We start from the raw sequence: 26,998 nt of genomic DNA on the forward strand, positions 1-26,998 counted from the left end.
GGTAGTACCACGGACCGCCGCGCAAGATCGGGAAGTGGATCGGCCTGTTGCCCTGTGTGCCGGCCGGGGTGACCCTCTGCGCAGGTAATGGGGAGGCTGCGGGCTGCCTGGGCCACGTACCCTCTTCTGTTGTGCCGAACGCCAAGGAAGAAACCAGTACCTCTCTCAGCCGGGTGCAGGAACGCGGAGTGAGCGAGCTGCTCCGGGTCGCGCCTGTTGCCGACGATCTCGCCCGCCGTTTCCAGGAGGCGGGATTCTCACTCGCTCTCGTCGGCGGCTCGGTACGGGACGCACTGCTCGGCCGGCTGGGCAACGACCTGGACTTCACCACGGACGCCCGCCCCCAGGACGTGCTGCGGATCGTGCGGCCCTGGGCGGACGCCGTGTGGGACGTCGGCATCGCCTTCGGGACGGTCGGTGCGCAGAAGGACGGCTTTCAGATCGAGGTGACGACGTACCGGTCGGAGGCCTACGACCGCACCTCGCGCAAGCCCCAGGTGTCGTACGGCGACTCGATCGAGGAGGACCTCGTCCGCCGTGACTTCACGGTGAACGCGATGGCCGTCTCGCTCCCGGAGAAGGTCTTCATCGACCCGCACGGGGGCCTGGACGACCTCGCGGCCCGGGTGCTGCGCACGCCGGGCACCCCCGAAGCGTCCTTCTCGGACGACCCGCTCCGGATGATGCGGGCCGCGCGTTTCGCCGCGCAGCTGGACTTCGACGTGGCGCCCGAGGTCGTCGCGGCGATGACGGAAATGGCGGGACGTATCGAGATCGTCTCCGCGGAGCGGGTGCGCGACGAGCTGAACAAGCTGATCCTCTCCTCGAACCCGCGCAAGGGCCTGACGCTGCTCGTCGACACCGGGCTGGCGGATCATGTGCTGCCCGAGCTGCCGGCGCTGCGTCTGGAGAGTGATGAGCACCACCGGCACAAGGACGTCTACGAGCACACGCTGATCGTCCTGGAGCAGGCGATGGCGCTGGAGGACGAGGGCCCGGACCTCACCCTGCGCCTGGCCGCCCTGCTGCACGACATCGGCAAGCCGCGCACCCGCCGCTTCGAGAAGGACGGCAGGGTCTCGTTCCACCACCATGAGGTGGTCGGGGCGAAGATGGCCAAGAAGCGGCTGACGGCGCTGAAGTACTCCAACGAGCTGGTGAGGGACGTCTCCCGTCTGGTGGAGCTGCACCTCCGCTTCCACGGCTATGGCACGGGGGAATGGACAGACTCGGCCGTGCGCCGCTATGTCCGTGACGCGGGCCCGCTGCTGAACCGCCTCCACAAGCTGACCCGTTCCGACTGCACCACTCGCAACCGGCGCAAGGCGGCCGCGCTCTCCCGTGCGTACGACAGCCTGGAGGAGCGCATCGCCAAGCTCCAGGAGCAGGAGGAGCTGGACGCCATCCGCCCGGACCTCGACGGCAACCAGATCATGGAGATCCTGGGCATCAAGCCGGGCCCCGACGTGGGCAGGGCCTACAAGCACATGCTGGAGCTCCGCCTGGAGAACGGCCCGATGCCCCACGACGAGGCGGTCGCGGCCCTCAAGCAGTGGTGGAGCGAACAGCAGAGCTGAGACGCGAAGCGGGGGCACGTTTCACGTGAAACATGCCCCCGGACGCTCTCCCGCCACAGGTTGCGAAAGGCGGGTCATGTTTCACGTGAAACATGACCCGCCCTTTCCGTGGCACCAGGTGCTCAGGTCCGGTCAGACATCGCCGAAGCAGAGCAGGAACTCTTCGCCGTCGCCGGTCTCGGCGTAGAAGCCGGTGGCTCCCTCGACCTTGCGGCACTCGGCCTCGGCGGTGAGGGACGTGAAGTGGCCCTCGACCTTCTTGAGGACCTTGCCCTCGGCCTCCGAGGAGGAGCAGTCGACGACCTCCATGCGGTCCGAGGAGGAGGAAGCGGACTTCAGGCAGTCGCCCACAGCGGCCTGGTCGGCATCGTCGCGGCTGGCGATGTAGCCGCCGATCGCGACGCTGACCACGACCACGGCCAGCACGATGTTCTTGATCAGCTTGAAGCTGACCTTCCGCTGCGGCTGGGCCGGCGGCACCGGCGCCCCCGGAGGCGGGAAGCCGGGCTGGCCCGCCTGCTGGGGGAAACCGCCCTGGGGCGGCTGGCCGTAGGGCTGCTGCTGGCCTTGGGCGAACGGGTTGCCCTGGGGCGGCGGAGTGGTCACTGGGGGTCCCCCTCAATACATGGGTGCTGACGCGAAAAGCTCGCTCGTAAGACCCACGTAAGCTATCGGCCGCCATGGACATCTCAGTAGCTTCCTGGGGCTCTGTGGCACTGATGTGACACTTACTGGCGCTCAAAACGGGCCATAAGCGCAGCTACTCCTCCGTAGATCACGGCGATCGTTACGACCAGTGGAACCGAACGCCCGTCCGGAGGAAGCATCAGGGCCGCCACCGCGGCGGCGCTGACGAAGGCCACATTGAACAGAACGTCGTAGACGGAGAAGATCCGGCCACGGAAGTCGTCCTCGACCAGGGTCTGGACGATGGTGTCCGTCGCGATCTTGGAGCCCTGGGTGGCCAGTCCCAGGACGAACGCCCCCGCGAGCAGGGGGACGGTGGCGAAGAGCAGACCGAGGGCCGGCTCCAGCAGCGCCGCAGCCCCGGCGCACACCACGATCCAGCGGCCCGGCCCCAGCCGCCCCGCGGCCCACGGCGTCAGGACGGCGGCCGCGAAGAACCCGGCGCCCGAGAAGCCGAGCGCCAGCCCGAGCAGCGCCAGTCCCCCGTCCGTGCTCGACGTCAGCGCATAGCGGCTCAGCATCAGCACCATGACGAGCATGGCCCCGTAGCAGAACCGCATCAGGGACATCGCGGTCAGCGCCCAGGCGGCCTCCCGGCGCTGCGGTGCGGCGACATGCCGTACACCGGCCACCAGGTCGCGCGCGGTGCCGGACAGCGCGGTGGCGAGCCGGGGGTCGAACAGGGCACGGTCCGGTCCGAGGAGTTCCTTGGCGATGCGCAGGGAGGCGAGGGCCGCGCACAGATACAGGCCGGCGCCCACGACCACCACGGCCGCGTCGGAGTCCGCGATCAGCAGCCGCACGAGGAAGGCGAGTCCGCCGCCGGCGGTGGCGGCCAGCGTCCCCGCGGTCGGCGACAGCGAGTTGGCGATGACCAGCCGCTCGGTGTCCACCACCCGGGGCAGCGCGGCGGACAGGCCGGCCAGCACGAAGCGGTTGACGGCGGTGACGCACAGAGCGGAGACGTAGAGCAGCCAGTCGGGGACGCCGCCCAGGATCAGCACGGCGGTGACCGCGGCCATCAGGGCGCGCAGCAGATTGCCGTAGAGGAAGACCTGGCGGCGGCGCCAGCGGTCCAGGAACACCCCGGCGAACGGCCCGAGGAGCGAGTAGGGGAGCAGCAGCACCGCCATCGCGGAGGCGATCGCCGCGGCCGAGGTCTGCCGCTCCGGGGAGAAGACCACATAGGCGGCGAGCGCGACCTGGAAGACCCCGTCCGCCCCCTGGGACAGCAGCCGTACGGCGAGCAGGCGTCTGAACCCCTGGAAGCGCAGCAGGACGCGCAGGTCACGGACGACGGCCATGGCGCACAGCCTCACATACGAAGAGGATCTCCGGGCCGTGCGACCCGGAGACCCTCAACTGCCCGCAGAGGCAGGGTTCAGCGCTCGACCTCGCCCCGGATGAACTTCTCGACGTTCTCGCGGGCCTCGTCGTCGAAGTACTGCACCGGCGGGGACTTCATGAAGTACGAGGAGGCCGACAGGATCGGTCCGCCGATGCCCCGGTCCTTGGCGATCTTCGCGGCGCGCAGGGCGTCGATGATGACACCGGCGCTGTTCGGGGAGTCCCAGACCTCGAGCTTGTACTCCAGGTTCAGCGGGACGTCACCGAAGGCGCGGCCCTCGAGGCGGACGTAGGCCCACTTGCGGTCGTCCAGCCAGGCCACGTAGTCGGACGGGCCGATGTGGACGTTCTTCTCGCCCAGCTCCCGGTCGGGGATCTGCGAGGTGACGGCCTGCGTCTTGGAGATCTTCTTGGACTCCAGGCGCTCGCGCTCGAGCATGTTCTTGAAGTCCATGTTGCCGCCGACGTTCAGCTGCATGGTGCGGTCCAGGATGACACCGCGGTCCTCGAACAGCTTCGCCATGACGCGGTGCGTGATGGTGGCGCCGACCTGGGACTTGATGTCGTCACCGACGATCGGCACACCGGCCTCGGTGAACTTGTCCGCCCACTCCTTGGTGCCGGCGATGAAGACCGGGAGGGCGTTGACGAAGGCGACCTTGGCGTCGATGGCGCACTGGGCGTAGAACTTCGCCGCTTCCTCGGAGCCGACGGGCAGGTAGCAGACCAGGACGTCGACCTGCTTGTCCTTGAGGACCTGGACGACGTCGACGGGCTCCTCGGCGGACTCCTCGATGGTGGCCCGGTAGTACTTGCCGAGACCGTCGAGGGTGTGGCCGCGCTGCACCGTCACGCCGGTACGGGGGACGTCGCAGATCTTGATGGTGTTGTTCTCGGAGGCGCCGATGGCGTCCGCGAGGTCGAGGCCGACCTTCTTGGCGTCCACGTCGAAGGCGGCGACGAACTCGACGTCACCGACGTGGTAGTCGCCGAACTGGACGTGCATCAGGCCCGGCACCTTGCTCGCCGGGTCGGCGTCCTTGTAGTACTCGACTCCCTGAACCAGCGATGCCGCGCAGTTGCCCACGCCGACGATGGCTACGCGAACCGAACCCATTCCGGTTGCTCCCTGTGTGTACGAGTGAGGCCCTGAGGTGGGTCTCACGTGGCGGTGTCGTCGGGCGTATCCGGCCGGGGATCGTCCCCGGACCGGGGCAGGCCGCCCGTCGCTCCAGATGTCCTGTCCTGCTGAGCGGCTCCCCCAGGGGCGGAACCTCTCAGGTCCCGCCCGGCGCGCTCACTCTCGATGAGCTCGTTCAGCCAGCGCACTTCGCGCTCCACGGACTCCATTCCGTGTCGCTGGAGCTCAAGCGTGTAGTCGTCGAGGCGCTCCCGAGTGCGCGCCAGTGAGGCGCGCATCTTCTCGAGACGCTCCTCCAGGCGGCTGCGGCGGCCCTCCAGCACGCGCATGCGTACGTCGCGCGACGTCTGCCCGAAGAAGGCGAACCGCGCGGCAAAGGTCTCGTCCTCGTACGCGTCGGGGCCCGTCTGCGAGAGGAGCTGCTCGAAGTGCTCCTTACCTTCGGCCGTCAACCGGTAGACGATCTTGGCGCGTCGTCCGGTGAGGGTCGCGGTGGCCTCGCTGGTGCTCCCCGGCTCCTCGATCAACCAGCCGTTGGCGACCAGCGTCTTGAGGCAGGGATACAGCGTCCCGTAGCTGAACGCCCGGAAGACGCCCAGCGACGTGTTGAGCCGCTTGCGCAGCTCATAGCCGTGCATCGGAGATTCGCGGAGCAGGCCGAGTACGGCGAACTCGAGGATCCCGGAACGCCGGCTCATCGTCGCCTCCTCTCGTCCCGTATGCCGCTCTGATGTATCGACTCGATACATCACGACGATAGAACGGCCCTCCGGATGCGACAAGAGGGAGTGTGGTGAACGGGATCACATCCCCGATTCATACCGAGCAAGTTGCCTGATTTGAGGTGAACTTCTGGGCTCGGCAGGTTTTGGCGGTGCGTAGTCTGTGCGCCATGCACACCACCGGGAACCGAGTGACGTCTGTGGGCGTCCCTGTCCCCGGTGCAGTACGGGCTGAATGCGGCCAGCGCCGTATCCGTACTTCGGGGGGACCGGAAACCAGCCGCCGTTCCAGGCGCGCAAGGGTGCGCCTGCCCGAGGAGTAGTCGTTCGATGAGCGAGCACCGTCGCAAACCGCCGCAGGGAGGCGGACGTGCCGCGGCCCGACGCGGCCAGTCCGGCTCGTCCTCCGGCCGCCGCGCGGCACCGCGAGGCGCCACCGGGTCGCCGTCCGATTCCTACGGGCCGGGACCCCGCGGGGGCGAAGGGCCCATGTACGGCGGCCGCGCCGAGGCGCGGCGCGCAGCACAGAGAGGCGGCAGGCGCCGGGCGTCGGACACCGGGCCCGGCAGCCGGCGCGCCGGCGCGGCCGGTCCCGGCCGAGGCAGGGGGCGCGCGGCACCACCGAGCAGAAAGCGGTTCATCGACTATCCGCGGCACGACAAGTACGGCTGGCGCCGCTGGGTGCCCTCCTGGAGGCTCGTCTCCGGCCTGGTCATCGCCTTCTTCGGCGGCCTGATCGCCGTCGCGGGTATCGGGTACGCGATGGTGGGCACGCCCGAGGTCGCCAAGACGGCCACGGCCCAGAACAACGTCTACTACTGGGCCAACGGCGAGCAGATGGTCGCCACCGGCGGTGAGCGCAACCGGCAGATCGTCAGCCTCGCGCAGATCCCGGAGGAGATGCAGAAGGCCGTCATCTCCCAGGAGAACAAGACGTTCTACAGCGACAGCGGCATCGACCCCAAGGGCATCGCCCGCGCCGTGTTCAACATGGCCCGCGGCGGCGAGACCCAGGGCGGCTCGACGATCACCCAGCAGTACGTGAAGAACGCGATGCTGGAGGACCAGTCCCAGACGCTCACCCGGAAGTTCAAGGAGATCCTGGTCTCCATCAAGGTGGGCGCCACGATGGACAAGGACACGATCCTCGAGGGCTACCTGAACTCCGCGTACTACGGCCGTGGCGCCTACGGGATCGAGGCCGCCGCCCGCGCCTACTTCAACAAGCGGGCCATCGATCTGAACCCGGGCCAGTGCGCCTTCCTGGCGGCGGTGCTCAAGGGCGCCACCTACTACGACCCGGCCGGTGCGACCTCCATCGACCCGGTCGGCGCCACACCCGAGAAGAACAAGAAGCGTGCCCTGCTCCAGATGCAGGACACGCTGGACAAGATGGTCGAGTACGGGCATCTCGATCCCGAGGTGCGGGCCAAGTACACCAAGCTGCCCAAGGTGCAGAGCCCGCGGTCCAACACCGCACTGAGCGGCCAGATCGGCTACCTGGTGGACCTCGCCAAGAGCTACATCGTCACGCACAGCGACGAAACCGGCATCACCGCCGAGGACCTGCAGCGGGGCGGCTACTCGATCTACACCACCTTCGACAAGAAGAAGGTGAAGGCGCTCGAGGACTCGGTCAAGAAGGTCTACAAGGAGAACATCGACGAGAAGAAGCGCCCGGAGACGGACACCCACGTCCAGTTCGGCGGCGCCTCGGTGAACCCCGAGAGCGGCGCGATCGAGGCCATCTACGGCGGTGCGGACGCGACCAAGCACTTCACCAACAACGCCGATGTGACCGGCGCCCAGGTCGGTTCGACCTTCAAGCCGTTCGTGCTGGCGGCGGCCATGAAGTGGGGCGTGAGGGACCCGGACCTCGACCCGGATCAGGCGCAGGACGAACGCACCGTCGTCTCGCCCAAGAGCCTGTACCCGGGCAAGAACAAGCTCAAGATCAAGAACTACGACGGATCGATCTGGCGGAACGAGAAGGGCGAGGAGTGGCTGCAGGTCAATGACGGCAACGTCTCCTACGGCCGGCCGCCCGAGTACAAGATCGACCTGCGGAACGCGATGCGGGAGTCGGTGAACTCCTCCTTCGTGCAGCTCGGCATGGACGTCGGCCTGGACAAGGTGAAGGAGGCCGCGGTGGACGCCGGCGTGCTGGAGAGCAGCCTCGCCGGTACGGACTACCCGTCCTTCTCCATCGGTACGTCCAGCCCCAGCGCCATCCGCATGGCGGGCGCCTACGCCACCTTCGCCGCCTCCGGTGAGCAGCGCGAGCCGTTCTCGGTGAAGAAGATCACCAGCAAGGACGGCACGCTCTTCACCCACAAGACGGTGACCAAGCAGGCCTTCGAGGAGAACGTGGCCAACAACGTCACGGACGTCCTGAAGACCGTCGTCGAGAAGGGCACCGGTACCAACGCCCAACTGCCCGGCCGCGAGGTGGCCGGCAAGACCGGTACCACGGACGGCAACAAGTCCGCCTGGTTCGTCGGGTACACCCCGCAGCTGTCCACCGCGATCAGCATGTTCCGTTACCCCGACGACGAGAACATCAAGAACCGCACCTTCCTCGAGATGTTCGGCACGGGTGGGCAGAAGAAGATCCACGGTGCCTCGTTCCCGTCCGAGATCTGGGCGGACTACATGGGCGATGCGCTGAAGAACGAGCCGGTGGAGCGGTTCCCGACCCCCGAGCCCATCGGTGAGATCGTCAACGACGAGCCCTCCCCGACTCCCACGCCGACTCAGTCGGAGACCGAGGAGCCGACCCCGACGGCGCCCGCGTCGCCGACTGAGACCGTTCCGGATCCGAGTCCCACGCAGACCGAGACGTGCCGGCCGTTCGACTTCAACTGCGACGACGAGGACACGGGCGGCAACAACCAGGGAGGCGCGAACAACGGCGGAACGGACGGTGGTGTGAGCGAATCACCGGATCCCACGGAGACCGGGCTTCCCGGAGGAAACAGAGGCAACGGCAACGGCGGCGGCGGGCTCTTCGGAGGCCGGACCGACGATTAGACCGCCCCACGCCCGGCTTGAGCGTTTCACGTGAAACGCCCCGCCGTTTCACGTGAAACGTGGGCCGTCGTACCGCTCGGGTACGGCGGCCCACGTCGTTTCCCCGGGCTCGTACGGCAGGATGTGCGGCATGCCCAGTGGAGTATCGAAGCAAGCGAGCGCCCACGAGCGGGACCTGGTACGCCCCACGGCCGAGGACGAGGTCGCCGCGGCCGGCAGTGAACTGATCGGCGGCCCGCTCGGGCGGCATGCGCTGCTCGGGACCTCCTGGTGGACGCCGGTCCGGGTGATCGCCCTGGTGGCGATCGGCATGTTCACCCTCGGCCTGGTGCAGAAGGCGCCCTGCTACAACGGCGCCTGGTTCTTCGGGGCCAGCTCCCAGTACACCCACGCGTGCTACTCGGACATCCCGCACCTGTACCAGGGGCGCGGCTTCGCCGACGGACTGCTGCCGTACTTCGACCAGCTCCCCGGCGACATGCAGTTCCTGGAGTACCCGGTGCTGACCGGCCTGTTCATGCAGGTCGCCGCCTGGCTCTCACCCGGTGGCGGCAGCATCCAGGACCAGGAACAGACGTACTGGCTGGTCAACGCCGGGATGCTCATGGCGTGCGCGGCGGTCATCGCCGTCTGCGTCACCCGCACCCATGCGCGGCGGCCCTGGGACGGCCTGCTGGTGGCGCTGGCCCCCGCCTTCGCGCTGACCGCGACGATCAACTGGGACCTGCTGGCGGTGGCGCTGACGGCCGCGGCGATGCTGATGTGGTCGCGAGGCCGCGCCCTGGCCTTCGGAGTCCTGCTGGGCCTCGCCACGGCCGCCAAGCTCTATCCCGCGCTGCTCCTCGGGCCCCTGCTGGTGCTGTGCTGGCGAGCGGGACGGTGGCGGGAGTACGCGACGGCCCTCGGCGGCGCGCTCGTCGCCTGGACCGTCGTGAACGGGCCGGTGATGCTCTTCGCCTTCGACGGCTGGTCGAAGTTCTACACGTTCAGCCAGGAGCGGGGCGTCGACTTCGGTTCCTTCTGGCTGATCCTGGCCCAGAACTCGTCCGATCCGCTGAGCACCGACGCCGTCAACACGCTCGCCACCCTGCTGATGCTGCTCTGCTGCGCCGGCGTGGCCGCGCTCGCGCTCACGGCCCCCCGGCGGCCACGTTTCGCGCAGCTCGCCTTCCTGATCGTCGCGGCGTTCATCCTCACCAACAAGGTCTACTCACCGCAGTACGTCCTGTGGCTGGTGCCGCTCGCCGCCCTCGCGCGGCCCAAGTGGCGGGACTTCTTGATCTGGCAGGCCTGCGAGGTGATGTACTTCCTGGGCATCTGGATGTACCTCGCCTACACGACCAGCGGCGACGCTCACAAGGGCCTGCCGACCGACGGCTACCACTGGGCGATCGGAGTGCATCTGCTGGGCACGGTCTACCTGTGCGCCATGGTCGTGCGCGACATCCTCATGCCGGAACGCGATCCGGTGCGCCGTGTCGGTGACGACGACCCCTCCGGCGGGGTGCTCGACGGCGCCGAGGACGTGTTCGTGCTCGGTCCGGCGGTCCATCACGCCCGTCACGCCGCCCGCCCCGAGGGGGCACGCGTCGAGTGGGGCGGACCGGGAGCCACGGGCGGCACGGCCGGTTCGCTCTGAGCGAACCACGCTTGGCGGAAAAGGGGGCCCTCGCCGTCCGGCGAGGGCCCCCTTCAGTGGTTCCGGGATGTGCTCAGCGGTCGACCAGACGGTCGAACTGCGTGGTGGTGTGGCGGAGATGGGCCACCAGTTCGTCGCCCACCTTGGGCTCGGGCGCGTCCGCCGGCACGAACAGGATCGACACCTGCATGTGCGGCGGCTCGGCGAACCAGCGCTGCTTCCCGCCCCAGACGAACGGCGAAAGGTTCCGGTTGACCGTGGCCAGACCGGCGCGGGCGACGCCCTTGGCGCGCGGCATGACGCCGTGCAGCGCCTTGGGGGCCTCCAGACCCACCCCGTGCGACGTTCCGCCCGCCACGACCACCAGGAAGCCGTCCGAGGTGGCCTTCTGCTGCCGGTAGCCGAACCGGTCCCCCTTGGCGACGCGGGTGACGTCCAGGACCGCCCCGCGGTACTCAGTGGCCTCGTGGTCCCCCAGCCACAGCCGCGTTCCGATCCGGGCGCGGAACCGCGTCTGCGGGAACTGCTGCTGCAGCCGGGCGAGTTCCTCCGCCTTGAGGTGGCTGACGAACATCGTGTGCAGCGGGAGCCGGGCCGCGCGCAGCCGGTCCATCCAGCCGATGACCTCCTCGACGGCGTCCGAGCCGTCGGTGCGGTCCAGCGGCAGATGGATGGCGAACCCCTCCAGCCGCACGTTCTCTATGGCCGCGTGCAACTGGGGCAGATCCTGCTCGGTGACGCCGTGCCGCTTCATCGAGGACATCACCTCGATGACCACCCGGGCGCCGACCAGGCCGTAGACGCCGTCGACCGACGACACCGAACGGATGACGCGGTCGGGCAGCGGCACGGGCTCCTCGCCCCGCCGGTAGGGAGTCAGGACCAGCAGGTCACCACCGAACCAGTCCTTCATCCGGGCGGCCTCGTACGTCGTGCCGACGGCCAGCAGGTCCGCGCCCAGCCGTGTGACCTCTTCTGCCAGCCGCTCGTGGCCGAAGCCGTAGCCGTTGCCCTTGCAGACCGGGACCAGCCCGGGGAACTGCTCCTGCACGTGCTTGTGGTGCGCCCGCCAGCGCGCGGTGTCGACGTAGAGCGTGAGCGCCATGGCCGGACCTGGAACCTTTCTCGTGGCTGCGGTGTATCAGGGATATGGGAAATGTCGAAGCGGTGGAAGCGGTCGGAGCGACGAGGCCGGGGTCAGCGGCGCGACATGTAGATGTCGAGCGCCTTGTGGAGCAGCTTGTTGAGCGGGAAGTCCCACTCGCCGAGGTACTCGGCGGCCTGGCCGCCCGTGCCCACCTTGAACTGGATCAGACCGAAGAGGTGGTCGGTCTCGTCCAGCGAGTCGGAGATGCCGCGCAGGTCGTAGACGGTGGCGCCGAGCGCGTAGGCGTCGCGCAGCATCCGCCACTGCATCGCGTTCGAGGGCCGGACCTCGCGCCCGATGTTGTCGGAGGCGCCGTAGGAGTACCAGACGTGCCCGCCGACGATCAGCATGGTCGCCGCGGAGAGGTTGACCCCGTTGTGCCGGGCGAAGTACAGCCGCATGCGGTTGGGGTCCTCGTTGTTGAGGGCCGTCCACATGCGCTGGAAGTACGACAGCGGGCGGGGCCGGAAGTGGTCGCGCACCGCGGTGATCTCGTACAGGCGCTGCCACTCGGGCAGGTCCTCGTAGCCGCCCTGGACGACCTCGACGCCGGCCTTCTCGGCCTTCTTGATGTTGCGGCGCCACAGCTGGTTGAAGTTCTTGTGGACCTCTTCCAGGGAGCGGTTGGCCAGCGGCACCTGGAAGACGTACCGGGGCTGGACGTCGCCGAAGCCGGCGCCGCCGTCCTCCCCCTGCTGCCAGCCCATGCGGCGCAGCTTGTCGGCCACCTCGAAGGCACGGGGCTCGATGAAGTCGGCCTCCAGATCGCGCAGACGCTTCACGTCCGGGTTCTGGATGCCCTTCTTGATGGTCGCCGCCTCCCAGCGGCGGATGATCACCGGCGGGCCCATCTTCACGGAGAAGGCGCCCTGCTGCTTCAGGTGCGCCAGCATCGGCTCGATCCACTCCTGAAGATTGGGCGCGAACCAGTTGATGACCGGCCCCTCGGGCAGATACGCGAGATACCGCTTGATCTTGGGCAGCTGCCGGTACAGCACCAGTCCGACGCCGACCAGCTCGCCGGTGCGGTCGTCGAACCAGCCGAGATTCTCGGACCGCCACTCCGCCTTCACGTCCGCCCAGGCCGGGACCTGCATGTGACTCGCCGACGGCAGGCTCTGGATGTACGCCAGATGCTGCTCGCGACTGATGGTCCTCAGGGTCAGGCTCATTCGGGGCGCTCCTCGGGCTGGTGTGTCCCCATGGGTTCAGGGGCTCCGGCTCTCGCGCGAAGCCTACTGCGCCCGGGAGCGGCCCGGCGGGGCGCACGGCCCCTTCGCCCCGGCCCGTCGGGGCCGGGGCGTACACCGGTTTTTCGGAGCGGGAGTGCCTGGCGTCAGTCGAAGACCCCACCGAAGAGGCCGCCGTGCGCCATGCCCAGGAAGAAGCCGACCGCGGATGCGCCGAGGCCCACGATCAGGCCGAAGCGCCCACGCGTCGTCTCCGAGATCCACTGCCCGTACGCGCCGGTGAGAATGCCCACCAGGCCGGTCCAGGAGCTGAGCAGGTGCAGATCGTCGAACATCGCCGAGATGAAGGACGTGAGTCCCAGCACCAGGGTCACCGCGAGCAGGGCGTCCTGGACCGGATGGGGCTTGCCGTCCGTGGCGAAGAGTCCGCCGCCGGCGGTGTTGGGTCGCATTGCCTGTGCCATGGGGCACCTCCTGCGAAAAACGGCGCATCGTAGCGCCATACACACCCGATGTGTACAGATTGACGGCCTGCCCGGACGGATTTCAACCGGAAGGCACTGTGCGGGTACTCTGTAGCGTCCGCACCGGTGTCTGTCCGGACACAGCCAGGGAAGCGACCCGCCCCGCGCTGGGGCAAGGGACTCGTGAGTCCACGGTCCGTCCCGCCGACCTGGGAAAACCGCCGCCCGACGTCGATTGTCAGTGGCGGCTGTTTTACTGACAGGCATCGTTGCGCAACGCATCACGACCCTCCTGCCACGGAACGCCCGTGGCCGCTGAGTCCAAAGGAGGTGGGTTCCACATGCGTCACTACGAGGTGATGGTCATCCTCGACCCCGATCTCGAGGAGCGCGCTGTCTCCCCGCTGATCGAGAACTTCCTTTCCGTCGTCCGTGACGGTGGCGGAAAGGTCGAGAAGGTCGACACCTGGGGCCGTCGTCGTCTCGCGTACGAGATCAAGAAGAAGCCCGAGGGCATCTACTCGGTCATCGACCTGCAGGCCGAGCCTGCGGTCGTCAAGGAGCTCGACCGCCAGATGAACCTGAACGAGTCGGTCCTCCGGACCAAGGTCCTCCGCCCCGAGACCCACTGAGCATCCCGCTCAGCTGATCCCGGGACACGAGTAGCAGCAAGCAGCCAGCAGCAAACCCGCCGAGAGGTTCACCCATGGCAGGCGAGACCGTCATCACGGTCGTCGGCAATCTTGTCGACGACCCCGAGCTGCGCTTCACCCCGTCCGGTGCGGCCGTCGCGAAGTTCCGTGTCGCGTCGACTCCCCGCACCTTCGACCGTCAGACGAACGAGTGGAAGGACGGCGAGAGCCTGTTCCTGACCTGCTCGGTCTGGCGTCAGGCGGCGGAGAACGTCGCCGAGTCCCTCCAGCGAGGCATGCGCGTGATCGTGCAGGGCCGGCTGAAGCAGCGGTCCTACGAGGACCGTGAGGGCATCAAGCGCACGGTCTACGAGCTGGACGTCGACGAGGTCGGCGCCAGCCTGCGCAACGCCACGGCCAAGGTCACCAAGACCACGGGCCGCGGCGGCCAGCAGGGCGGCGGCTGGGGCGGTGGCCCCGGTGGCGGTCAGCAGGGCGGCGGCGCTCCTGCCGACGACCCGTGGGCGACCGGTGCTCCCGCCGGCGGCCAGCAGGGTGGTGGCGGCTGGGGCGGCGGCTCCGGCGGCGGTGGCGGCTACTCGGACGAGCCCCCCTTCTAGGGTGGGCCGTTACCCCACACTTCTTGATCACACAGGAGAATCACCATGGCGAAGCCGCCTGTGCGCAAGCCGAAGAAGAAGGTCTGCGCGTTCTGCAAGGACAAGGTCACGTACGTGGACTACAAGGACACGAACATGCTGCGGAAGTTCATTTCCGACCGCGGCAAGATCCGTGCCCGCCGCGTGACCGGCAACTGCACTCAGCACCAGCGTGACGTCGCCACGGCCGTGAAGAACAGCCGTGAGATGGCGCTGCTGCCCTACACCTCCACCGCGCGATAAGGGAAGGGTGACCGACTCATGAAGATCATCCTTACCCACGAGGTCTCCGGCCTCGGTGCCGCGGGCGACGTCGTCGACGTCAAGGACGGTTACGCTCGCAACTACCTGATCCCGCGGAAGCTCGCTATCCGCTGGACCAAGGGTGGCGAGAAGGACGTCGAGCAGATCCGCCGTGCTCGCAAGATCCACGAGATCCACACCATCGAGCAGGCCAACCAGGTGAAGGCCCAGCTCGAGGGCGTCAAGGTCCGCCTCGCGGTCCGTTCCGGCGAGGCCGGTCGTCTCTTCGGTTCCGTCACCCCGGCCGACATCGCTTCGGCGATCAAGGAAGCGGGTGGCCCCGAGGTCGACAAGCGCCGCATCGAGCTCGGTGCGCCCATCAAGACCCTGGGCTCGCACGAGACGTCCGTGCGTCTGCACCCCGAGGTTGCCGCCAAGGTCAACATCGAGGTCGTCGCGGCCTGATCGCCGCGCTCACCGACGCGGTGAGCAAGGGGGCCGCACCCACTCCGGGTGCGGCCCCTTTGCCGTGGGCGTGACGCGCAAGGTGTCCGTCCCTGCGGCCGAGCGGCGGTCGGCCCCGGCGCTCGCGTCGAGCACGGTGTTTCACGTGAAACAGCGCCGCCGTTGAACGTCAGCGGGTGGCCCCGGTCGTTCAGCGGGTGGCACCGGTGACGAGCCAGCGGCCGGAGCGGCTGCGGAGCCACAGCGTGAGCATCCGGACGGTCATCATCAGCGTCATGGCGGCCCACAGCGCGGTGAGCCCTCCGCCCAGCACCGGCACCAGCAGGGCGACCGGGGTGAAGACCGCCAGGGTCAGCAGCATGGCCCAGGCGAGGTACGGCCCGTCGCCGGCGCCCATCAGGACACCGTCCAGGACGAAGACGATGCCGGAGATCGGCTGGGAGAGCGCCACGATGACCAGGGCGGGCAGCGCGGCGTCCTTCACGGCGGAGTCGCTGGTGAACAGCGGCAGGAACACCGGCCGGGCCAGCACCACCAGCACACCCAGGACGACCCCGACCGCGATGCCCCACTCCACCATGCGGCGGCAGACGTGACGGGCCCCCTGGGCGTCCCCGGCGCCCAGGTAGCGCCCGATGATGGCCTGCCCGGCGATCGCGATGGCGTCCAGCGCGAAGGCGAGCAGGCTCCACAGGGAGAGGATGATCTGATGGGCCGCGATGTCGGTGTCGCCGAGCCGCGCGGCCACGGCGGTGGCGATCATCAGGATGGCCCGGAGGGAGAGCGTGCGGACCAGCAGCGGCGCGCCCGCCTGGGCGGAGGCTCTGATCCCGGCCGCGTCCGGGCGCAGCGAGGCACCGTGCCTGCGGGCACCGCGCACCACCACGACCAGGTAAACCGCGGCCATGCCGCTCTGCGCGATGACCGTGCCCCAGGCGGATCCGGCGATGCCCAGTCCGGCGCCGTAGACCAGCACGGCGTTGAGAACGCCGTTGGCGACGAAGCCGCCGACGGCGACATAGAGGGGCGTCTTGGTGTCCTGCAGGCCGCGCAGCACACCGGTCGCGGCCAGGACGACCAGCATGGCGGGTATGCCCAGTGCGGAGATCCGCAGATAGGTGGTCGCGTACGGGGCTGCCGTGTCCGAGGCGCCGAAGAGCTCCACCAGGCCGGGGGACGTGGGGAGCACGAGGGCGACGACGACGGCGCCGAGCAGGAGCGCCAGCCAGATGCCGTCCATGCCCTGGCGGATGGCTGCCGGAAGGTCGCCCGCCCCCACGCGCCGGGCGACGGCGGCGGTCGTGGCGTAGGCCAGGAAGACGAAGACGCTCACGGCGGTCATGAGAAGGGCCGACGCGACCCCGAGGCCGGCGAGCTGTGCCGTGCCGAGGTGGCCGACGATCGCACTGTCGGCCATCACGAACAGGGGCTCGGCGACGAGGGCGCCGAAGGCGGGAACGGCCAGCGTGACGATCTCACGGTCGTGCTGTCGCCGGGCGGCGCGGGGGCGCGCGGGGGCCTGTGTCATGAGCACCAATCTAATCGTCCACAGGTAAGAGATGCAAAGCGCTGGCACCCCTTACCGATGTACACAGGGTGCGTGTCGGAGGGTGTCGTCCGAGGTGATCTTGAGCCGACCGGGGAAGTTTTTCTTCTGCACAGCCGGTGGATGGCAAAAGTGCAGGTCAAGTGCGTTCTTGTAGAGATCGGCCGAGCTTGTTCACAGGGCTGTCCACCGGGTCGTGCACAGGTTTCGTGGAGTTGTCCACAGCATTGGGGCCGTCGTCCACATGGCCTGTGGATAACCAGATTGGCTGACGGTGCCGACGGGCCTACGGTGGTCCGGCGCCTGCTCCGTCCGCCGGTTCCCAAAGCACCGCAAAACCGGCGCGTCACAACCGGAGTTGGGCGTCTTATTTGTCAGTGCCGTGCCGTAGAAATGAGGGGCACGGCGAGGTCCGCTCGCCGGACGGGAGGAGGTGGCTCGGTGAGCATTTCCGAGCCCTTGGACGACCCGTGGGCCGACAGCCCCAGCGATCGTCTCCCCGCCTCCCGCCGCCGTGACGACTCGGGCCGCGGCCGGGACGAGCAGCACGAGCGCGGCCGGGACGGCGGGATGTGGGACGGCGGGGGTGCCGCCTTCGAGCGGGTCCCGCCGCAGGATCTCGAGGCAGAGCAGTCCGTGCTGGGCGGCATGCTGCTGTCCAAGGACGCCATCGCCGACGTCGTGGAGATCCTCAAGGGCCACGACTTCTACAAGCCGGCCCACGAGACCATCTTCACGGCCGTGCTCGACGTGTATGCGCGAGGGGAGCCGGCCGACCCCATCACCATCGCCGCGGAGCTCACCAAGCGCGGCGAGATCAACAAGGTCGGCGGAGCCTCCTATCTGCACACCCTGGTGCAGATGGTGCCCACGGCGGCCAACGCCGCGTACTACGCGGAGATCGTGCACGAGCGTGCTGTGCTGCGCCGCCTGGTGGAGGCGGGCACGCGCATCACCCAGATGGGATACGCGGCCGACGACGACGTAGACGAGATCGTCAACCGGGCGCAGGCCGAGATCTACGCGGTCACCGAGCAGCGCACCAGCGAGGACTATCTGCCGCTCGGCGACATCATGGAGGGCGCGCTCGACGAGATCGAGGCGATCGGCTCGCGCAGCGGCGAGATGACCGGTGTGCCCACGGGCTTCACCGACTTCGACTCGCTCACCAACGGCCTCCACCCCGGACAGATGATCGTCATCGCCGCGCGTCCGGCGATGGGCAAGTCGACGTTGGCGCTGGACTTCGCGCGGGCGGCGGCCATCAAGCACAACCTGCCGAGCGTCATCTTCTCGCTCGAGATGGGCCGCAACGAGATCGCCATGCGCCTGCTCTCGGCGGAGGCGCGGGTCGCCCTGCACCACATGCGGTCCGGCACGATGACCGACGAGGACTGGACGCGGCTGGCGCGCCGGATGCCCGATGTGTCGGCGGCGCCGCTCTACATCGACGACTCCCCGAATCTGTCGATGATGGAGATCCGCGCCAAGTGCCGCCGTCTGAAGCAGCGCAACGACCTCAGGCTCGTCGTCATCGACTACCTCCAGCTGATGCAGTCCGGCGGCTCCAAGCGGGCCGAGAGCCGGCAGCAGGAGGTCTCGGAGATGTCCCGCAACCTCAAGCTGCTCGCCAAGGAGCTGGAGATCCCGGTCATCGCGCTCTCCCAGCTGAACCGTGGCCCCGAGCAGCGCACGGACAAGAAGCCGATGGTCTCCGACCTGCGTGAGTCCGGCTCCATCGAGCAGGACGCCGACATGGTCATCCTGCTGCACCGCGAGGACGCCTACGAGAAGGAGTCCCCCCGCGCGGGCGAGGCGGACCTGATCGTCGCCAAGCACCGCAACGGCCCCACCGCCACCATCACGGTCGCCTTCCAGGGCCACTACTCCCGCTTCGTGGACATGGCCCAGACCTGACCGCCCGCGGTGCAGGTTCCCAGTCAGAGGGAGCTCGGCTGTCAGTGAAGGGCCTTCGCCATCACCCGTTCCCTCAGCCCGTCGGCGGATACGAGGTCCCCGACCTCTCCGGAAAAGTCGAACCCGTGGCGTTGATACAGCGTCACGGCGGGCTCGTTGCCCGGGATCACCGCCAGTCTCAACGTGGTGGCGCCCGACCGCCGGGCCCACGCTTCGACCTCCGCGACCAGGAGGTCTCCGACGCCGCAGCCCCGAGCCACGGGGCTGACCCATACCGATCTCAACTCACAGGTGTCGCCGTCCACGGGAAGCCCGCTGGCCATGCCTACCGCCTGCCCGCGCAGAAACGCGACGAGGTTGTGCGCCTCCGGCATGGCCAAACGCGCACGCCACCGCTCCTCCCCACCGCAGGGCCAGTCCTCGAGCCGGGATTTGAAGGAGCGCAGAGCTTCAGCCAGCGCAGCAAGACGAATGTCCCGCCACAACGGCCAGTCGTCAGTCGTGAGAACCCGTAAGCGCACCATGCGAGCGAGTCTGCCGGGCTGTCTCAGGAGCGGTCCAACCTCGCTCGTTGTGTGAAGCACGGTGCTGCGGACGACCCAGCCGCTTTGCTCCCCCAATTCAGCCCCGGGCGCAGCGGGCGAGGGCGGCACGGACCCGGTCGAGTCCCTCCTCTCCAGTGACCCCGGTCGGGCATCTGGTCGTCCCGGCGCCAGCGCCAGGCCGAGAACAGCGCCCAGTTGAGGGCGCGACACAGGCGAGTCAGGCGGGGATCGGCCGCCGCATAGTGGGATTCCACTTCCTCCGGCGCATGGGCGAGGTCGAACTCGATGGGACCGCGGCAGCATGTGGCGAGGTCCACGAAGAGCGGGCCTTGCCCGGTGTTGAGGAGGTTGCCCGGGTGGGGCTCGCCGTGCAGCAACTGGTCGCCGGTTCCGTTGCCGCTGATCGTGGCGCTCAGCTCGGCGAGGGCGTCACGGAGGAATGTCCGGTCGCCGTCGGACAGCTCGGGTGACCGCTGCCGGTCGGTCACCTCTCGCAGCGCCGCGGAGACCCGGTCGGTGACATGCGGGGTGTCCAGGTCGACCCGGCGCAGTGTGGCATGGTGCCGCATGAGCACGTCCGCGTAGTCGGCCGGCTCGATCCCGCGTCCGACGGGTTCGTAGTAGGTCCACAGCGAGACGGCGAAGGCATCCCGCACATGAACCCGAGGTTCGACGCGAGGATCGAGCCCGGCCACCGGTGCGCCGGCCTCGGCGAGACGGCGGGCCACCTCCACTTCGAACCTCGTCTCAGCCAGCTGCTGCGAAGGCGCGACCCGGGCGAGAACATCGCAGGGGACCAGACGCAGCGCCACGCGATCCGAGTTGTGCACGACGAAGGCGTCGTCGACCCGAAGACCCAGCTCCGCGACGGTCGCTCGCCCCGCCGCGACTGCTCGGCCGAGTTCCGCCGGCTCCATGGTCTCTCCCGTCGTTGGGTATGTGTACACCCTTGCTGGTGAACTGAGGTCATGACGACACCTCAGGAAGAACTTCTGCCCGGTACGCAGCGGGCACTGCTGCATCGGATTGCCGTCGCTCAGGCGGAGGGGCGGGTACCGTCACTCGTCGCGACGGTGGTGCGCGGCGGTGCGGCCGTGTGGTCGGGGGCGCGTACGGCGGTGGAGGGGGCGGCCGCGGACGAGCATGTGCAGTACCGGATCGGTTCCATCACCAAGACCTTCACCGCCGTGCTGGTGCTGCGGCTGCGGGACGAGGGAGTGCTGGACCTCGGGGATCCCCTGGAGAAGCACCTCCCCGGGACCGGGGTGGGGGAGGCGACCATCGCCCAACTGCTGGCGCACGCCGGTGGACTGGCCGCCGAGACGCCGGGGCCGTGGTGGGAGCGCACCCCGGGATCTCTCCGCCCCGAACTGGCCGATGTGCTGGGCGAGCGGCCGCTGGTGCATCCGGTGGGGCGCCGGTTCCACTACTCGAACCCCGGCTACGCGTTGCTGGGCGCGTTGGTGGAGAAGGTGCGGGGTGCCTCCTGGGAGGAGGTGCTTCGGCGGGAAGTGCTCGAACTCCTGGGCCTGAGTCGCACGAGCGTGCGCCCGATGGCGCCGCATGCGGATGGCTGGGCCGTGCATCCCTGGGCGGATGTGCTGCTGCCGGAGCCGGCCGAGGACCTCGGACGGATGGCGCCCGCCGGACAACTGTGGTCCACTACCGCGGACTTGGCGCGCTTCGCCTCCTTCCTGATGAACGGTGACGAGCGGGTGCTGAGCGCGGAGTCCGTGCGGGAGATGAGGACGCCCGCGGCGGCGGTCGAGGCCGCCGATGTGGCCGGCGGGTACGCGTACTGCCTGGGCATGGAGATCCGGCATCAGGAGGGACGAACCCTCGTCGGCCACTCCGGGTCTCTGCCGGGCTTCCTCGCCGGTCTTGCGATCAGCGTGGAGGACGACGTGGCCGCGGTCGTCCTGGCCAACTGCACATCCGGTCCTGCGGTGTCCGGGGTCGCCGCCGATCTCGTCCGGATCGTGGCCGAGGCGGAGCCGCGCATCCCCGCGCCCTGGAAGCCCCTGCGAGAGGCCGATCCGGCGGTGCTGGAGCTGGTGGGGCAGTGGTACTGGGGCACGCACCCCTTCGCCCTGCGGCTCATCGGCGACGGCCTGATCTCGCTGGGACCGCTGAGCGGCAGCGGCCGCCGCTCACGCTTCCGTTCCAATGGGGACGGCACCTGGACGGGGCTCGAGGGCTACTACGCCGGTGAACTTCTCAAGCCCGTGCGGAGGCCGGACGGATCCGTGAGCCATCTCGACCTCGGGTCGTTCGTGTTCACACGGCTGCCCTATGACGAGACCGCACCGGTGCCGGGAGGTGTCGATCCCGAGGGGTGGCGGGGGATCGGTTAGCCGGCGATCGGAAGAACCCAGGAGTGGGGGCCGGGGGTGTTTCACGTGAAACACCCCCGGCCCATCTCGTCCAGCCTTCCTAGAGCGCGAGCTTGAAGCCCACGTGTGAGGCCACGAAGCCGAGACGCTCGTAGAAGCGGTGGGCGTCCGTGCGGGTGTTGTCGGAGGTCAGCTGGACCAGCCGGCAGCCCTGACGGCGGGACTCCTCGATGGCCCACTCGATGAGCCGGGACCCCAGGCCGCTGCCCCGCTCGTAGGCATGGACGCGGACGCCTTCGATGATCGACCGCGTGGAGCCACGACGGGACAGGCCGGGAATGATCGTGAGCTGCAGGGTGCCGATGACCCGCCCCTCCCGGACGGCGACGACCAGATGCTGGTTGGGATCGGTGCGGAGCCGTTCGAACGCGGTGAGGTAGGGGCCGAGGTCGTCCGGCGACTCGCGCTGGGCGCCCAGGGGGTCGTCGGCGAGCATGCCGACGATGGCGGGGATGTCGTCGGCGGTTGCTGCGCGTATCTCAAGATCTCCCATGCCGCGCAGCGTACGCGCCCCGGCCAGGCCTCAGGCGGGCACCGGTGCCTTGAGGGTTTCGACGGTGCGGACCAGAGGGGCCAGCTCGGGGTTCTTCGCGGCTTCGTCCAGGGCCTGGCGCAGGGCGGCGTCATTGGTCGGCCGGGCCTCCTCCAGCAGCTTCAGACCGGCCTCGGTGACGTTGGTGTAGATGCCGCGCCGGTCCGTGGGGCACAGATAGCGCTCCAGCAGACCCCGGTCCTCGAGCCGGGTGACCAGGCGGGTGGTGGCGCTCTGGCTGAGGACCACCGCGTCGGCGACCTGCTTCATCTGCAGATGGCCGCCCGGGCCGTCGTGCTGCCGGCTCAGCACGTCGAGCAGGGAGTACTCGCGCACGCTCAGCCCGTGCCGGGACTGCAGTGCGCGCTCGATGTGCGCCTCGATCCTCCCGTGCAGCAGGGAGAGGGCGCACCAGCCCTGGGCGAGGGCGGTGAGGGCGGGGTCCGTGGCGGTCATGGGCGTTTCCTCCGTCCAAGGGCGGCTGCATCCCAGGATAGAGCAGGCACGCAATAGTCCGCGCTTGTAAATAAAACGCGTCTGCAACTATTGTCGGGGCGCGTAAAGCGCTCCTGCAATGTTCTGGAAGGTCTCGTCTTATGCCTCTAGCGCTGCTGGCCCTCGCGATCGGGGCCTTCGGGATCGGAACCACCGAGTTCGTGATCATGGGACTGCTGCCCGAGGTCGCACAGGACTTCGGGGTCTCCATCCCCACCGCCGGTTACTCGGTGACCGGATACGCCCTCGGCGTCGTGCTCGGTGCGCCGCTGATGACCGCCCTCGGCACCAGGGTCTCGCGCAAGCGGATGCTGATGCTGCTGATGGGCCTGTTCATCGCCGGCAACCTGCTCTCGGCGCTGGCCCCCGTCTTCGGCGTCATGCTGATCGGACGCGTGGTGGCCTCGCTGGCCCACGGCGCCTTCTTCGGCATCGGTTCGGTCGTCGCGGCGGACCTGGTCGCCCCCGACAAGAAGGCCGGAGCCATCGCCATGATGTTCACCGGCCTCACCGTCGCCAATGTCGTCGGAGTCCCGCTCGGCACCTTCGTCGGCCAGGCGGCCGGCTGGCGCGTCACCTTCGGCATCGTCGCCGCGCTCGGTGTCGTCGGACTCCTCGGCGTCGCCCGGCTCGTCCCCGAGATGCCCAAGCCGGAAGGTGTCCGCCTGCGGCACGAGCTGGCCGCCTTCAAGAACGTCCAGGTCCTGCTCGCCATGGCGATGACCGTCCTGGGGTTCGGCGGTGTCTTCGCGGCCATCACCTACATCGCGCCCATGATGATCCACGTCGCCGGTTTCGCCGACGGCTCGGTGACCTGGCTGCTGGTCCTCTTCGGACTCGGCATGGTGGGCGGCAACCTGATCGGCGGCAAGTACGCCGACCGGGCCCTGATGCCCATGCTGTACGTGTCCCTCGGGGCGCTCGCCGTGGTCCTCGCGCTGTTCACGCTGACCGCGCACGACAAGATCCTCGCGGCCGTCACCATCGCCCTGATCGGTGCGCTGGGCTTCGCCACCGTCCCGCCGCTGCAGAAGCGGGTGCTGGACCAGGCGCACGGCGCGCCCACGCTGGCCTCCGCCGTGAACATCGGCGCCTTCAACCTGGGCAACGCCCTGTCCGCCTGGCTCGGCGGACTGGTGATCGCGGCCGGCCTCGGCTACACCGCGCCCAACTGGGTCGGCGCCGCCCTCGCCGCGGCCGCCCTGGTCCTCGCCTTCCTCTCGGCCGCGCTCGACCGCCGTGCCGCCCGCACCGGCGCCGTGGTCGCCGGCTCCGTCCCCGCCGACCAGCACGGGGCCCTCATCCCCTGACCCGTGGATCCGAGGCCGCGGGATCCCTGGATCCGTGGCCGCGGGCCGGCGCCGCCCCGCAGTCACCGGCTCCCGTCACCACTCGACCCGCTCGATCAGCTCAACCCGTACAACCGGTACCGGTACACCAAGGAGAACCTCCCCATGAGCACCACCACTGCTGTCGCCCCGCTCACCACGGCGGACGCCGAGGCCCTGGTCACCGGCGCTCGCCGGGCCGCCGAGGCGGCCGGAGTCAGCGTCAGCGTCACCGTCCTCGACGCCGGCGGGCATCTGCTCGCCTTCCGGCGGGACGACCGCGCCGTCCTGATCTCCGGCGAGACCAGCACCCGCAAGGCCTACACGGCGCTGCAGCTGAACGCCCCCACCGCCGGCCTCGTCGACGCCGTGCAGCCCGGGGGACCGTTCCACACGCTGCCGACCGCGCTCGACCGGCCGCTGCTGTTCATCGCGGGCGGGCTGCCCGTACGGCGGGACGGCCGTCTGATCGGCGCCATCGGTGTGGGCGGGGGCGCGCCCGAGCAGGACCACGCCTTCGCCGAGGCCGCCATAGCCGCGCTCGGCTGAGCCCCACGACGAACACCACGCACACCGGGCCCGCCCGCTGCGTCGTCGACGCCGGTCCCCGATGGATACGGGGGCCGGCGTCCGCGTGTCGGAAGGCGTGCCGGAGGGCTTCAGCCCGCCGCGACCGTCACGGGCGCGAAACGGCGGCTCCAGTCACCCGGCAGCTCCGTGATCCCGTACGTCATGACCGCGTTGAAGGCGACGGACTCCAGACCGTGCTCCTTCGCCCACTGCAGCAGCTCCTCGTGGCGGACGTCGATGTCGGTGCGCAGCGGCCGGTCGGTGCGGGCGGCGAGGGAGCGGACGAGGGCCTTGGCCGTCGCCGTGTCTCGGGCGATCAGCGGGCCCACGACATGCGTCTCCATGTTGGGCCAGGCGGCCGCGTACCCGATGAGACGGCCGTCCTCCTCGGCGACGCGCAGCTGGTCGGCGAAGGCGGGCAGCCGGGTGAGGATGTGCGTGCGGTCCGCCCCGAACACCTCGTGATCGAGCCGCAGGATCGCGGGCAGATCCTCGGCGGTGGCGGCCCGCGTGACGGCCTCGTCGGCCTCCCCGCCGGGAGTGAGATGCCCGCGCACCATCTCCGCCCGGCCGGTGACCTTGAAGCCGAGCTGCTCGTAGAGGGGGCGCCCGTTCGGCGTGGCATGCAGGGTGAGCGGTGTGGGGCCCGCCTCCTCGATCACCTGGCGCATCAGCCGGCGGCCGACCCCCCGGCGGGCGTGCCGTTCCGCGACGAGCACCATGCCGATGGCGCCCAGTGCGGGACGCTCCCCGGCCCCGTACTCGGTGACCACACAGGCGGCGACCAGCCCGCCACTGGGGTCGTCGATGCCGTAGCCCTTGCCGGCCGAGAGGAGGAGTCCCCACTTGTGCTCCTCCCGTGGCCAGCCGCGGTCCTCGGAGAGGTCGGCGCAGGCGGTGAGATCCTTGAGCGTCAGGCGGCGGACGGGCAGTGAGGCGAGAGAAGGCATCGGCACGCAGGTCAGGCTGTCCGACGCAGGCCGCCGCCGTCCACCTGTTTCTTCCGATGGACAGACCCTTTTGGCCATGCCGTCACCGGCGAAGCGCCGGCAAGGTCAGCCCAGATCGGGTGCGTGCATGGCGCGGACTCCCTCGATGTTGCCGTCCAGATAGTGCCGCAGGGACAACGGGACGAGATGGACGGAGGCGATGCCGACACGGGTGAACGGGACACGGACGATCTCGTACTCGCCGGCCGGCTCGTCGACCTCCGGGCCGTGCCGCAGGGAGGGGTCCATGGACTCCAGGCGGCACACGAAGAAGTGCTGCACCTTCACACCGGTGGCGCCGCCGTCCTCGCCGATGTGCTCCACCGTGTCGACGAAGCAGGGCACCACGTCGGTGATCTTGGCGCCGAGCTCCTCGTACACCTCGCGGTGCAGGGCATGGACGACGGTCGGGTCCGATGGCTCGACCCCGCCGCCGGGGGTGACCCAATAGGGATCGACGCCGGGTTTGGTGCGCTTGATCAGGATGAGGTCGTCACCGTCCAGCAGAACGGCACGGGCGGTGCGCTTGACCACGGGTCGGACGGTCATGGGAGAAATGTGGCCCCGCATGTTCCACGTGAAACATCGCGGGGCGTGACCGGGTGCATGCTTCGGCCGGGACACCGTTTCCACCGTGCCGACCGTTCAGCACCAGTCCTTCGCCGCCCGCTGCAGCCACTCGTGAGCGCGCGCGACATGCGGCATCGCCAGCGTCCCGGTGCGGACCACCAGGAAGTACGTGCGCAGAGGGGGCACCGGCGGCTCGTGCAGCGCGATCACCTCGCCGCGCTCGAGAGCCGCCGCGCACAGATAGCGGGGCAGGACCGCCAGGCCCGCTCCCGCGACGGTGCACGCCAGCACCGCGCGCAGATCCGGGACGACGACGGTGCCGGTGGCGACGGGGCGGGAGTCGAAGACGGAGGCCCAGTAGCGGGAGACGAGCGGCAGCGACTCGTGCACCTCGACGACCGGTACCTCCTCCAGGACGGATCCGCCGGTACGGGGCAGCTTCTCGATGTCGATCCGCTCGGCCCAGCGCGGAGCGGTGACGAGCACATGCTCCTCGTCACAGAGCGCGGTCGCCGAGAGCAGGGCGCCGCGCGGCAGGATCGTGCTGATCGCCAGGTCGTGATGACCGGCGGCCAGCCCCTCCAGCACCTCCTCGGCGGTCCCGAAGGAGGCCCGCAGGGCGAGGCCCTGGCCGTCCTCGCCGGTCAGCTCGGTGAGGGCGGGCAGGGCCCGTTCCGCCGTGAACTCGGGAGGCCCCGCCAGATGCAGCGTCCGCAGGGAGGAGTCCTCCTCGAGCCCGGTCTCGGCGATCTCCACGAGGGCGTCGAGATGCGGGGCGGCCCGGTGCGCGAGTTCGTCGCCGATGGACGTCGGCGTCACGCCGCGGGCCTGGCGTAAGAAGAGAGGGCGTCCGAGCTGCCGCTCCAGCGTCCGAATCTGGGAGGTCACGGCAGGCTGGGAGAGGCCGAGCAGAGCGGCGGCGCGGGTGAAGGAGCCGGCCCTGTGCACGGTCACAAAGGTCCGTAGCAAGGCCAGATCCACGGTGTGCCCTCCCCTTGTCCCAGCTACTGCTCTGGCCCCCGAAGAATGCTCAACTATAAATAAGTCGATAGGTTGCTGTCGCTACTGTGATTGGACACTGACAGCGAGTCAACTAGATGAATGAGTCCAAGGGATCGCCTGCGGACATGAGACGAGGGCGTCCAACGTCGATGTGTGACGAACGACCTG

The 26,998-nt window shown here is 69.2% G+C and carries 25 protein-coding genes and 1 pseudogene; 11 read left to right on the forward strand and 15 right to left on the reverse strand.

The window, feature by feature from the left end:
• Positions 1-131 precede the first annotated feature (131 nt).
• On the forward strand, positions 132-1,577 hold the full coding sequence (locus ABD198_RS10015) for a CCA tRNA nucleotidyltransferase (protein ID WP_343999493.1): 1,446 nt from the start codon (positions 132-134) through the stop codon (positions 1,575-1,577).
• A gap of 132 nt (positions 1,578-1,709) precedes the next feature.
• On the opposite strand, the gene ABD198_RS10020 is transcribed toward ABD198_RS10015, so the two are convergent.
• From ABD198_RS10020 to ABD198_RS10035, 4 genes are all read right to left on the reverse strand, one after another.
• Positions 1,710-2,183 carry an LppU/SCO3897 family protein gene (locus ABD198_RS10020; protein ID WP_343999496.1) on the reverse strand — a complete coding sequence of 158 codons (474 nt, stop codon included), beginning with the start codon at positions 2,181-2,183 and terminating at the stop codon, positions 1,710-1,712.
• Positions 2,184-2,305: 122 nt separating this feature from the next.
• Complete coding sequence (locus tag ABD198_RS10025) at positions 2,306-3,568, reverse strand: MFS transporter (protein WP_343999498.1); 1,263 nt, start codon at positions 3,566-3,568, stop codon at positions 2,306-2,308.
• A 77-nt stretch (positions 3,569-3,645) separates the two neighbouring features.
• Positions 3,646-4,728: an inositol-3-phosphate synthase gene (locus ABD198_RS10030; protein WP_343999500.1), complete on the reverse strand. Its 1,083-nt coding sequence runs from the start codon at positions 4,726-4,728 to the stop codon at positions 3,646-3,648.
• Between the two features lie 44 nt (positions 4,729-4,772).
• On the reverse strand, positions 4,773-5,450 hold the full coding sequence (locus ABD198_RS10035; RefSeq protein WP_167995092.1) for a PadR family transcriptional regulator: 678 nt from the start codon (positions 5,448-5,450) through the stop codon (positions 4,773-4,775).
• Between the two features lie 354 nt (positions 5,451-5,804).
• Between ABD198_RS10035 and ABD198_RS10040 the strand changes: the two genes are divergently transcribed.
• Positions 5,805-8,504: a transglycosylase domain-containing protein gene (locus ABD198_RS10040; RefSeq protein WP_343999504.1), complete on the forward strand. Its 2,700-nt coding sequence runs from the start codon at positions 5,805-5,807 to the stop codon at positions 8,502-8,504.
• 121 nt (positions 8,505-8,625) lie between these two features.
• Entirely contained in the window at positions 8,626-10,143 is a 1,518-nt protein-coding gene (locus tag ABD198_RS10045) for a glycosyltransferase family 87 protein (protein WP_343999506.1), read from the forward strand.
• Between the two features lie 73 nt (positions 10,144-10,216).
• Here ABD198_RS10045 and ABD198_RS10050 read toward each other — a convergent pair whose 3' ends face one another.
• The 3 genes from ABD198_RS10050 to ABD198_RS10060 all read right to left on the reverse strand — a co-directional run bounded on the left by ABD198_RS10050 (position 10,217) and on the right by ABD198_RS10060 (position 12,944).
• The gene (locus tag ABD198_RS10050) at positions 10,217-11,248 is read right to left on the reverse strand and encodes an alanine racemase (RefSeq protein ID WP_343999508.1); all 1,032 of its coding nucleotides are present in this window, start codon (positions 11,246-11,248) and stop codon (positions 10,217-10,219) included.
• A gap of 92 nt (positions 11,249-11,340) precedes the next feature.
• Positions 11,341-12,462 (reverse strand): peptidoglycan bridge formation glycyltransferase FemX, encoded by a 1,122-nt coding sequence (gene femX, locus ABD198_RS10055; protein WP_343999509.1) that lies wholly within the window; start codon positions 12,460-12,462, stop codon positions 11,341-11,343.
• 164 nt (positions 12,463-12,626) lie between these two features.
• A complete protein-coding gene (locus ABD198_RS10060; protein ID WP_343999511.1) occupies positions 12,627-12,944 on the reverse strand; it encodes a hypothetical protein in 318 nt (105 codons plus the stop codon).
• Between the two features lie 341 nt (positions 12,945-13,285).
• Here ABD198_RS10060 and rpsF point away from each other — a divergent pair, with 341 nt between their 5' ends.
• The 4 genes from rpsF (at position 13,286) to rplI (ending at position 14,943) form a co-directional block, all read left to right on the forward strand.
• Positions 13,286-13,576, forward strand: a complete 291-nt coding sequence (gene rpsF, locus ABD198_RS10065) for a 30S ribosomal protein S6 (RefSeq protein WP_014673750.1) — start codon at positions 13,286-13,288, stop codon at positions 13,574-13,576.
• A gap of 74 nt (positions 13,577-13,650) precedes the next feature.
• Positions 13,651-14,196 (forward strand): single-stranded DNA-binding protein, encoded by a 546-nt coding sequence (locus ABD198_RS10070; RefSeq protein WP_343999514.1) that lies wholly within the window; start codon positions 13,651-13,653, stop codon positions 14,194-14,196.
• A gap of 45 nt (positions 14,197-14,241) precedes the next feature.
• Positions 14,242-14,478, forward strand: a complete 237-nt coding sequence (gene rpsR, locus ABD198_RS10075; protein ID WP_003949403.1) for a 30S ribosomal protein S18 — start codon at positions 14,242-14,244, stop codon at positions 14,476-14,478.
• Between the two features lie 18 nt (positions 14,479-14,496).
• On the forward strand, positions 14,497-14,943 hold the full coding sequence (rplI, locus tag ABD198_RS10080; RefSeq protein ID WP_167996104.1) for a 50S ribosomal protein L9: 447 nt from the start codon (positions 14,497-14,499) through the stop codon (positions 14,941-14,943).
• A gap of 190 nt (positions 14,944-15,133) precedes the next feature.
• Here the strand turns inward: rplI and ABD198_RS10085 are convergent, their stop codons facing one another.
• Complete coding sequence (locus tag ABD198_RS10085; RefSeq protein ID WP_343999518.1) at positions 15,134-16,471, reverse strand: MATE family efflux transporter; 1,338 nt, start codon at positions 16,469-16,471, stop codon at positions 15,134-15,136.
• 459 nt (positions 16,472-16,930) lie between these two features.
• Between ABD198_RS10085 and dnaB the strand changes: the two genes are divergently transcribed.
• Positions 16,931-18,406 (forward strand): replicative DNA helicase, encoded by a 1,476-nt coding sequence (dnaB, locus tag ABD198_RS10090; RefSeq protein ID WP_343999520.1) that lies wholly within the window; start codon positions 16,931-16,933, stop codon positions 18,404-18,406.
• A 41-nt stretch (positions 18,407-18,447) separates the two neighbouring features.
• Here dnaB and ABD198_RS10095 read toward each other — a convergent pair whose 3' ends face one another.
• On the reverse strand, positions 18,448-18,930 hold the full coding sequence (locus ABD198_RS10095; protein WP_343999522.1) for a GNAT family N-acetyltransferase: 483 nt from the start codon (positions 18,928-18,930) through the stop codon (positions 18,448-18,450).
• A gap of 97 nt (positions 18,931-19,027) precedes the next feature.
• Positions 19,028-19,868 (reverse strand): annotated as a pseudogene (locus ABD198_RS10100) (phosphotransferase).
• A gap of 51 nt (positions 19,869-19,919) precedes the next feature.
• Here ABD198_RS10100 and ABD198_RS10105 point away from each other — a divergent pair.
• The gene (locus ABD198_RS10105) at positions 19,920-21,305 is read left to right on the forward strand and encodes a serine hydrolase domain-containing protein (RefSeq protein WP_343999524.1); all 1,386 of its coding nucleotides are present in this window, start codon (positions 19,920-19,922) and stop codon (positions 21,303-21,305) included.
• A 79-nt stretch (positions 21,306-21,384) separates the two neighbouring features.
• Here ABD198_RS10105 and ABD198_RS10110 read toward each other — a convergent pair whose 3' ends face one another.
• Positions 21,385-21,837, reverse strand: coding sequence for a GNAT family N-acetyltransferase (locus ABD198_RS10110; RefSeq protein WP_343999526.1), 453 nt, complete (start codon positions 21,835-21,837; stop codon positions 21,385-21,387).
• A 30-nt stretch (positions 21,838-21,867) separates the two neighbouring features.
• The gene (locus ABD198_RS10115; protein WP_343999528.1) at positions 21,868-22,332 is read right to left on the reverse strand and encodes a MarR family winged helix-turn-helix transcriptional regulator; all 465 of its coding nucleotides are present in this window, start codon (positions 22,330-22,332) and stop codon (positions 21,868-21,870) included.
• Between the two features lie 140 nt (positions 22,333-22,472).
• On the opposite strand from ABD198_RS10115, the gene ABD198_RS10120 reads away from it, so the two are divergent.
• Complete coding sequence (locus ABD198_RS10120) at positions 22,473-23,681, forward strand: MFS transporter (protein WP_343999530.1); 1,209 nt, start codon at positions 22,473-22,475, stop codon at positions 23,679-23,681.
• 144 nt (positions 23,682-23,825) lie between these two features.
• Positions 23,826-24,248, forward strand: a complete 423-nt coding sequence (locus ABD198_RS10125; protein WP_343999532.1) for a GlcG/HbpS family heme-binding protein — start codon at positions 23,826-23,828, stop codon at positions 24,246-24,248.
• Between the two features lie 110 nt (positions 24,249-24,358).
• Here the strand turns inward: ABD198_RS10125 and ABD198_RS10130 are convergent, their stop codons facing one another.
• The 3 genes from ABD198_RS10130 to ABD198_RS10140 all read right to left on the reverse strand — a co-directional run bounded on the left by ABD198_RS10130 (position 24,359) and on the right by ABD198_RS10140 (position 26,809).
• The gene (locus ABD198_RS10130; RefSeq protein WP_343999534.1) at positions 24,359-25,225 is read right to left on the reverse strand and encodes a GNAT family N-acetyltransferase; all 867 of its coding nucleotides are present in this window, start codon (positions 25,223-25,225) and stop codon (positions 24,359-24,361) included.
• Between the two features lie 99 nt (positions 25,226-25,324).
• On the reverse strand, positions 25,325-25,807 hold the full coding sequence (locus ABD198_RS10135) for an NUDIX domain-containing protein (RefSeq protein ID WP_167997978.1): 483 nt from the start codon (positions 25,805-25,807) through the stop codon (positions 25,325-25,327).
• 96 nt (positions 25,808-25,903) lie between these two features.
• The gene (locus ABD198_RS10140; protein ID WP_343999537.1) at positions 25,904-26,809 is read right to left on the reverse strand and encodes a LysR family transcriptional regulator; all 906 of its coding nucleotides are present in this window, start codon (positions 26,807-26,809) and stop codon (positions 25,904-25,906) included.
• Positions 26,810-26,998: the final 189 nt, after the last annotated feature.

The organism is Streptomyces thermocarboxydovorans, assembly GCF_039524635.1.
In the GTDB taxonomy this organism is placed as follows: Bacteria; Actinomycetota; Actinomycetes; order Streptomycetales; family Streptomycetaceae; genus Streptomyces; species Streptomyces thermocarboxydovorans.

Bases quoted from the DNA above. Each gene is read 5' to 3' on its own strand.
- ABD198_RS10115 (WP_343999528.1), bottom strand. From the start codon at position 22,332: ATGACCGCCACGGACCCCGCCCTCACCGCCCTCGCCCAGGGCTGGTGC.
- ABD198_RS10110 (WP_343999526.1), bottom strand. From the start codon at position 21,837: ATGGGAGATCTTGAGATACGCGCAGCAACCGCCGACGACATCCCCGCC.
- ABD198_RS10135 (WP_167997978.1), bottom strand. From the start codon at position 25,807: ATGACCGTCCGACCCGTGGTCAAGCGCACCGCCCGTGCCGTTCTGCTG.
- ABD198_RS10050 (WP_343999508.1), bottom strand. From the start codon at position 11,248: ATGGCGCTCACGCTCTACGTCGACACCGCGCGCTGGCGGGCGCACCAC.
- ABD198_RS10025 (WP_343999498.1), bottom strand. From the start codon at position 3,568: ATGGCCGTCGTCCGTGACCTGCGCGTCCTGCTGCGCTTCCAGGGGTTC.
- ABD198_RS10040 (WP_343999504.1), top strand. From the start codon at position 5,805: ATGAGCGAGCACCGTCGCAAACCGCCGCAGGGAGGCGGACGTGCCGCG.
- rpsF (WP_014673750.1), top strand. From the start codon at position 13,286: ATGCGTCACTACGAGGTGATGGTCATCCTCGACCCCGATCTCGAGGAG.
- ABD198_RS10045 (WP_343999506.1), top strand. From the start codon at position 8,626: ATGTGCGGCATGCCCAGTGGAGTATCGAAGCAAGCGAGCGCCCACGAG.
- ABD198_RS10095 (WP_343999522.1), bottom strand. From the start codon at position 18,930: ATGGTGCGCTTACGGGTTCTCACGACTGACGACTGGCCGTTGTGGCGG.
- ABD198_RS10125 (WP_343999532.1), top strand. From the start codon at position 23,826: ATGAGCACCACCACTGCTGTCGCCCCGCTCACCACGGCGGACGCCGAG.
- rpsR (WP_003949403.1), top strand. From the start codon at position 14,242: ATGGCGAAGCCGCCTGTGCGCAAGCCGAAGAAGAAGGTCTGCGCGTTC.
- rplI (WP_167996104.1), top strand. From the start codon at position 14,497: ATGAAGATCATCCTTACCCACGAGGTCTCCGGCCTCGGTGCCGCGGGC.
- ABD198_RS10060 (WP_343999511.1), bottom strand. From the start codon at position 12,944: ATGGCACAGGCAATGCGACCCAACACCGCCGGCGGCGGACTCTTCGCC.
- ABD198_RS10120 (WP_343999530.1), top strand. From the start codon at position 22,473: ATGCCTCTAGCGCTGCTGGCCCTCGCGATCGGGGCCTTCGGGATCGGA.
- ABD198_RS10070 (WP_343999514.1), top strand. From the start codon at position 13,651: ATGGCAGGCGAGACCGTCATCACGGTCGTCGGCAATCTTGTCGACGAC.
- ABD198_RS10105 (WP_343999524.1), top strand. From the start codon at position 19,920: ATGACGACACCTCAGGAAGAACTTCTGCCCGGTACGCAGCGGGCACTG.
- ABD198_RS10085 (WP_343999518.1), bottom strand. From the start codon at position 16,471: ATGACACAGGCCCCCGCGCGCCCCCGCGCCGCCCGGCGACAGCACGAC.
- ABD198_RS10030 (WP_343999500.1), bottom strand. From the start codon at position 4,728: ATGGGTTCGGTTCGCGTAGCCATCGTCGGCGTGGGCAACTGCGCGGCA.
- femX (WP_343999509.1), bottom strand. From the start codon at position 12,462: ATGAGCCTGACCCTGAGGACCATCAGTCGCGAGCAGCATCTGGCGTAC.
- ABD198_RS10035 (WP_167995092.1), bottom strand. From the start codon at position 5,450: ATGAGCCGGCGTTCCGGGATCCTCGAGTTCGCCGTACTCGGCCTGCTC.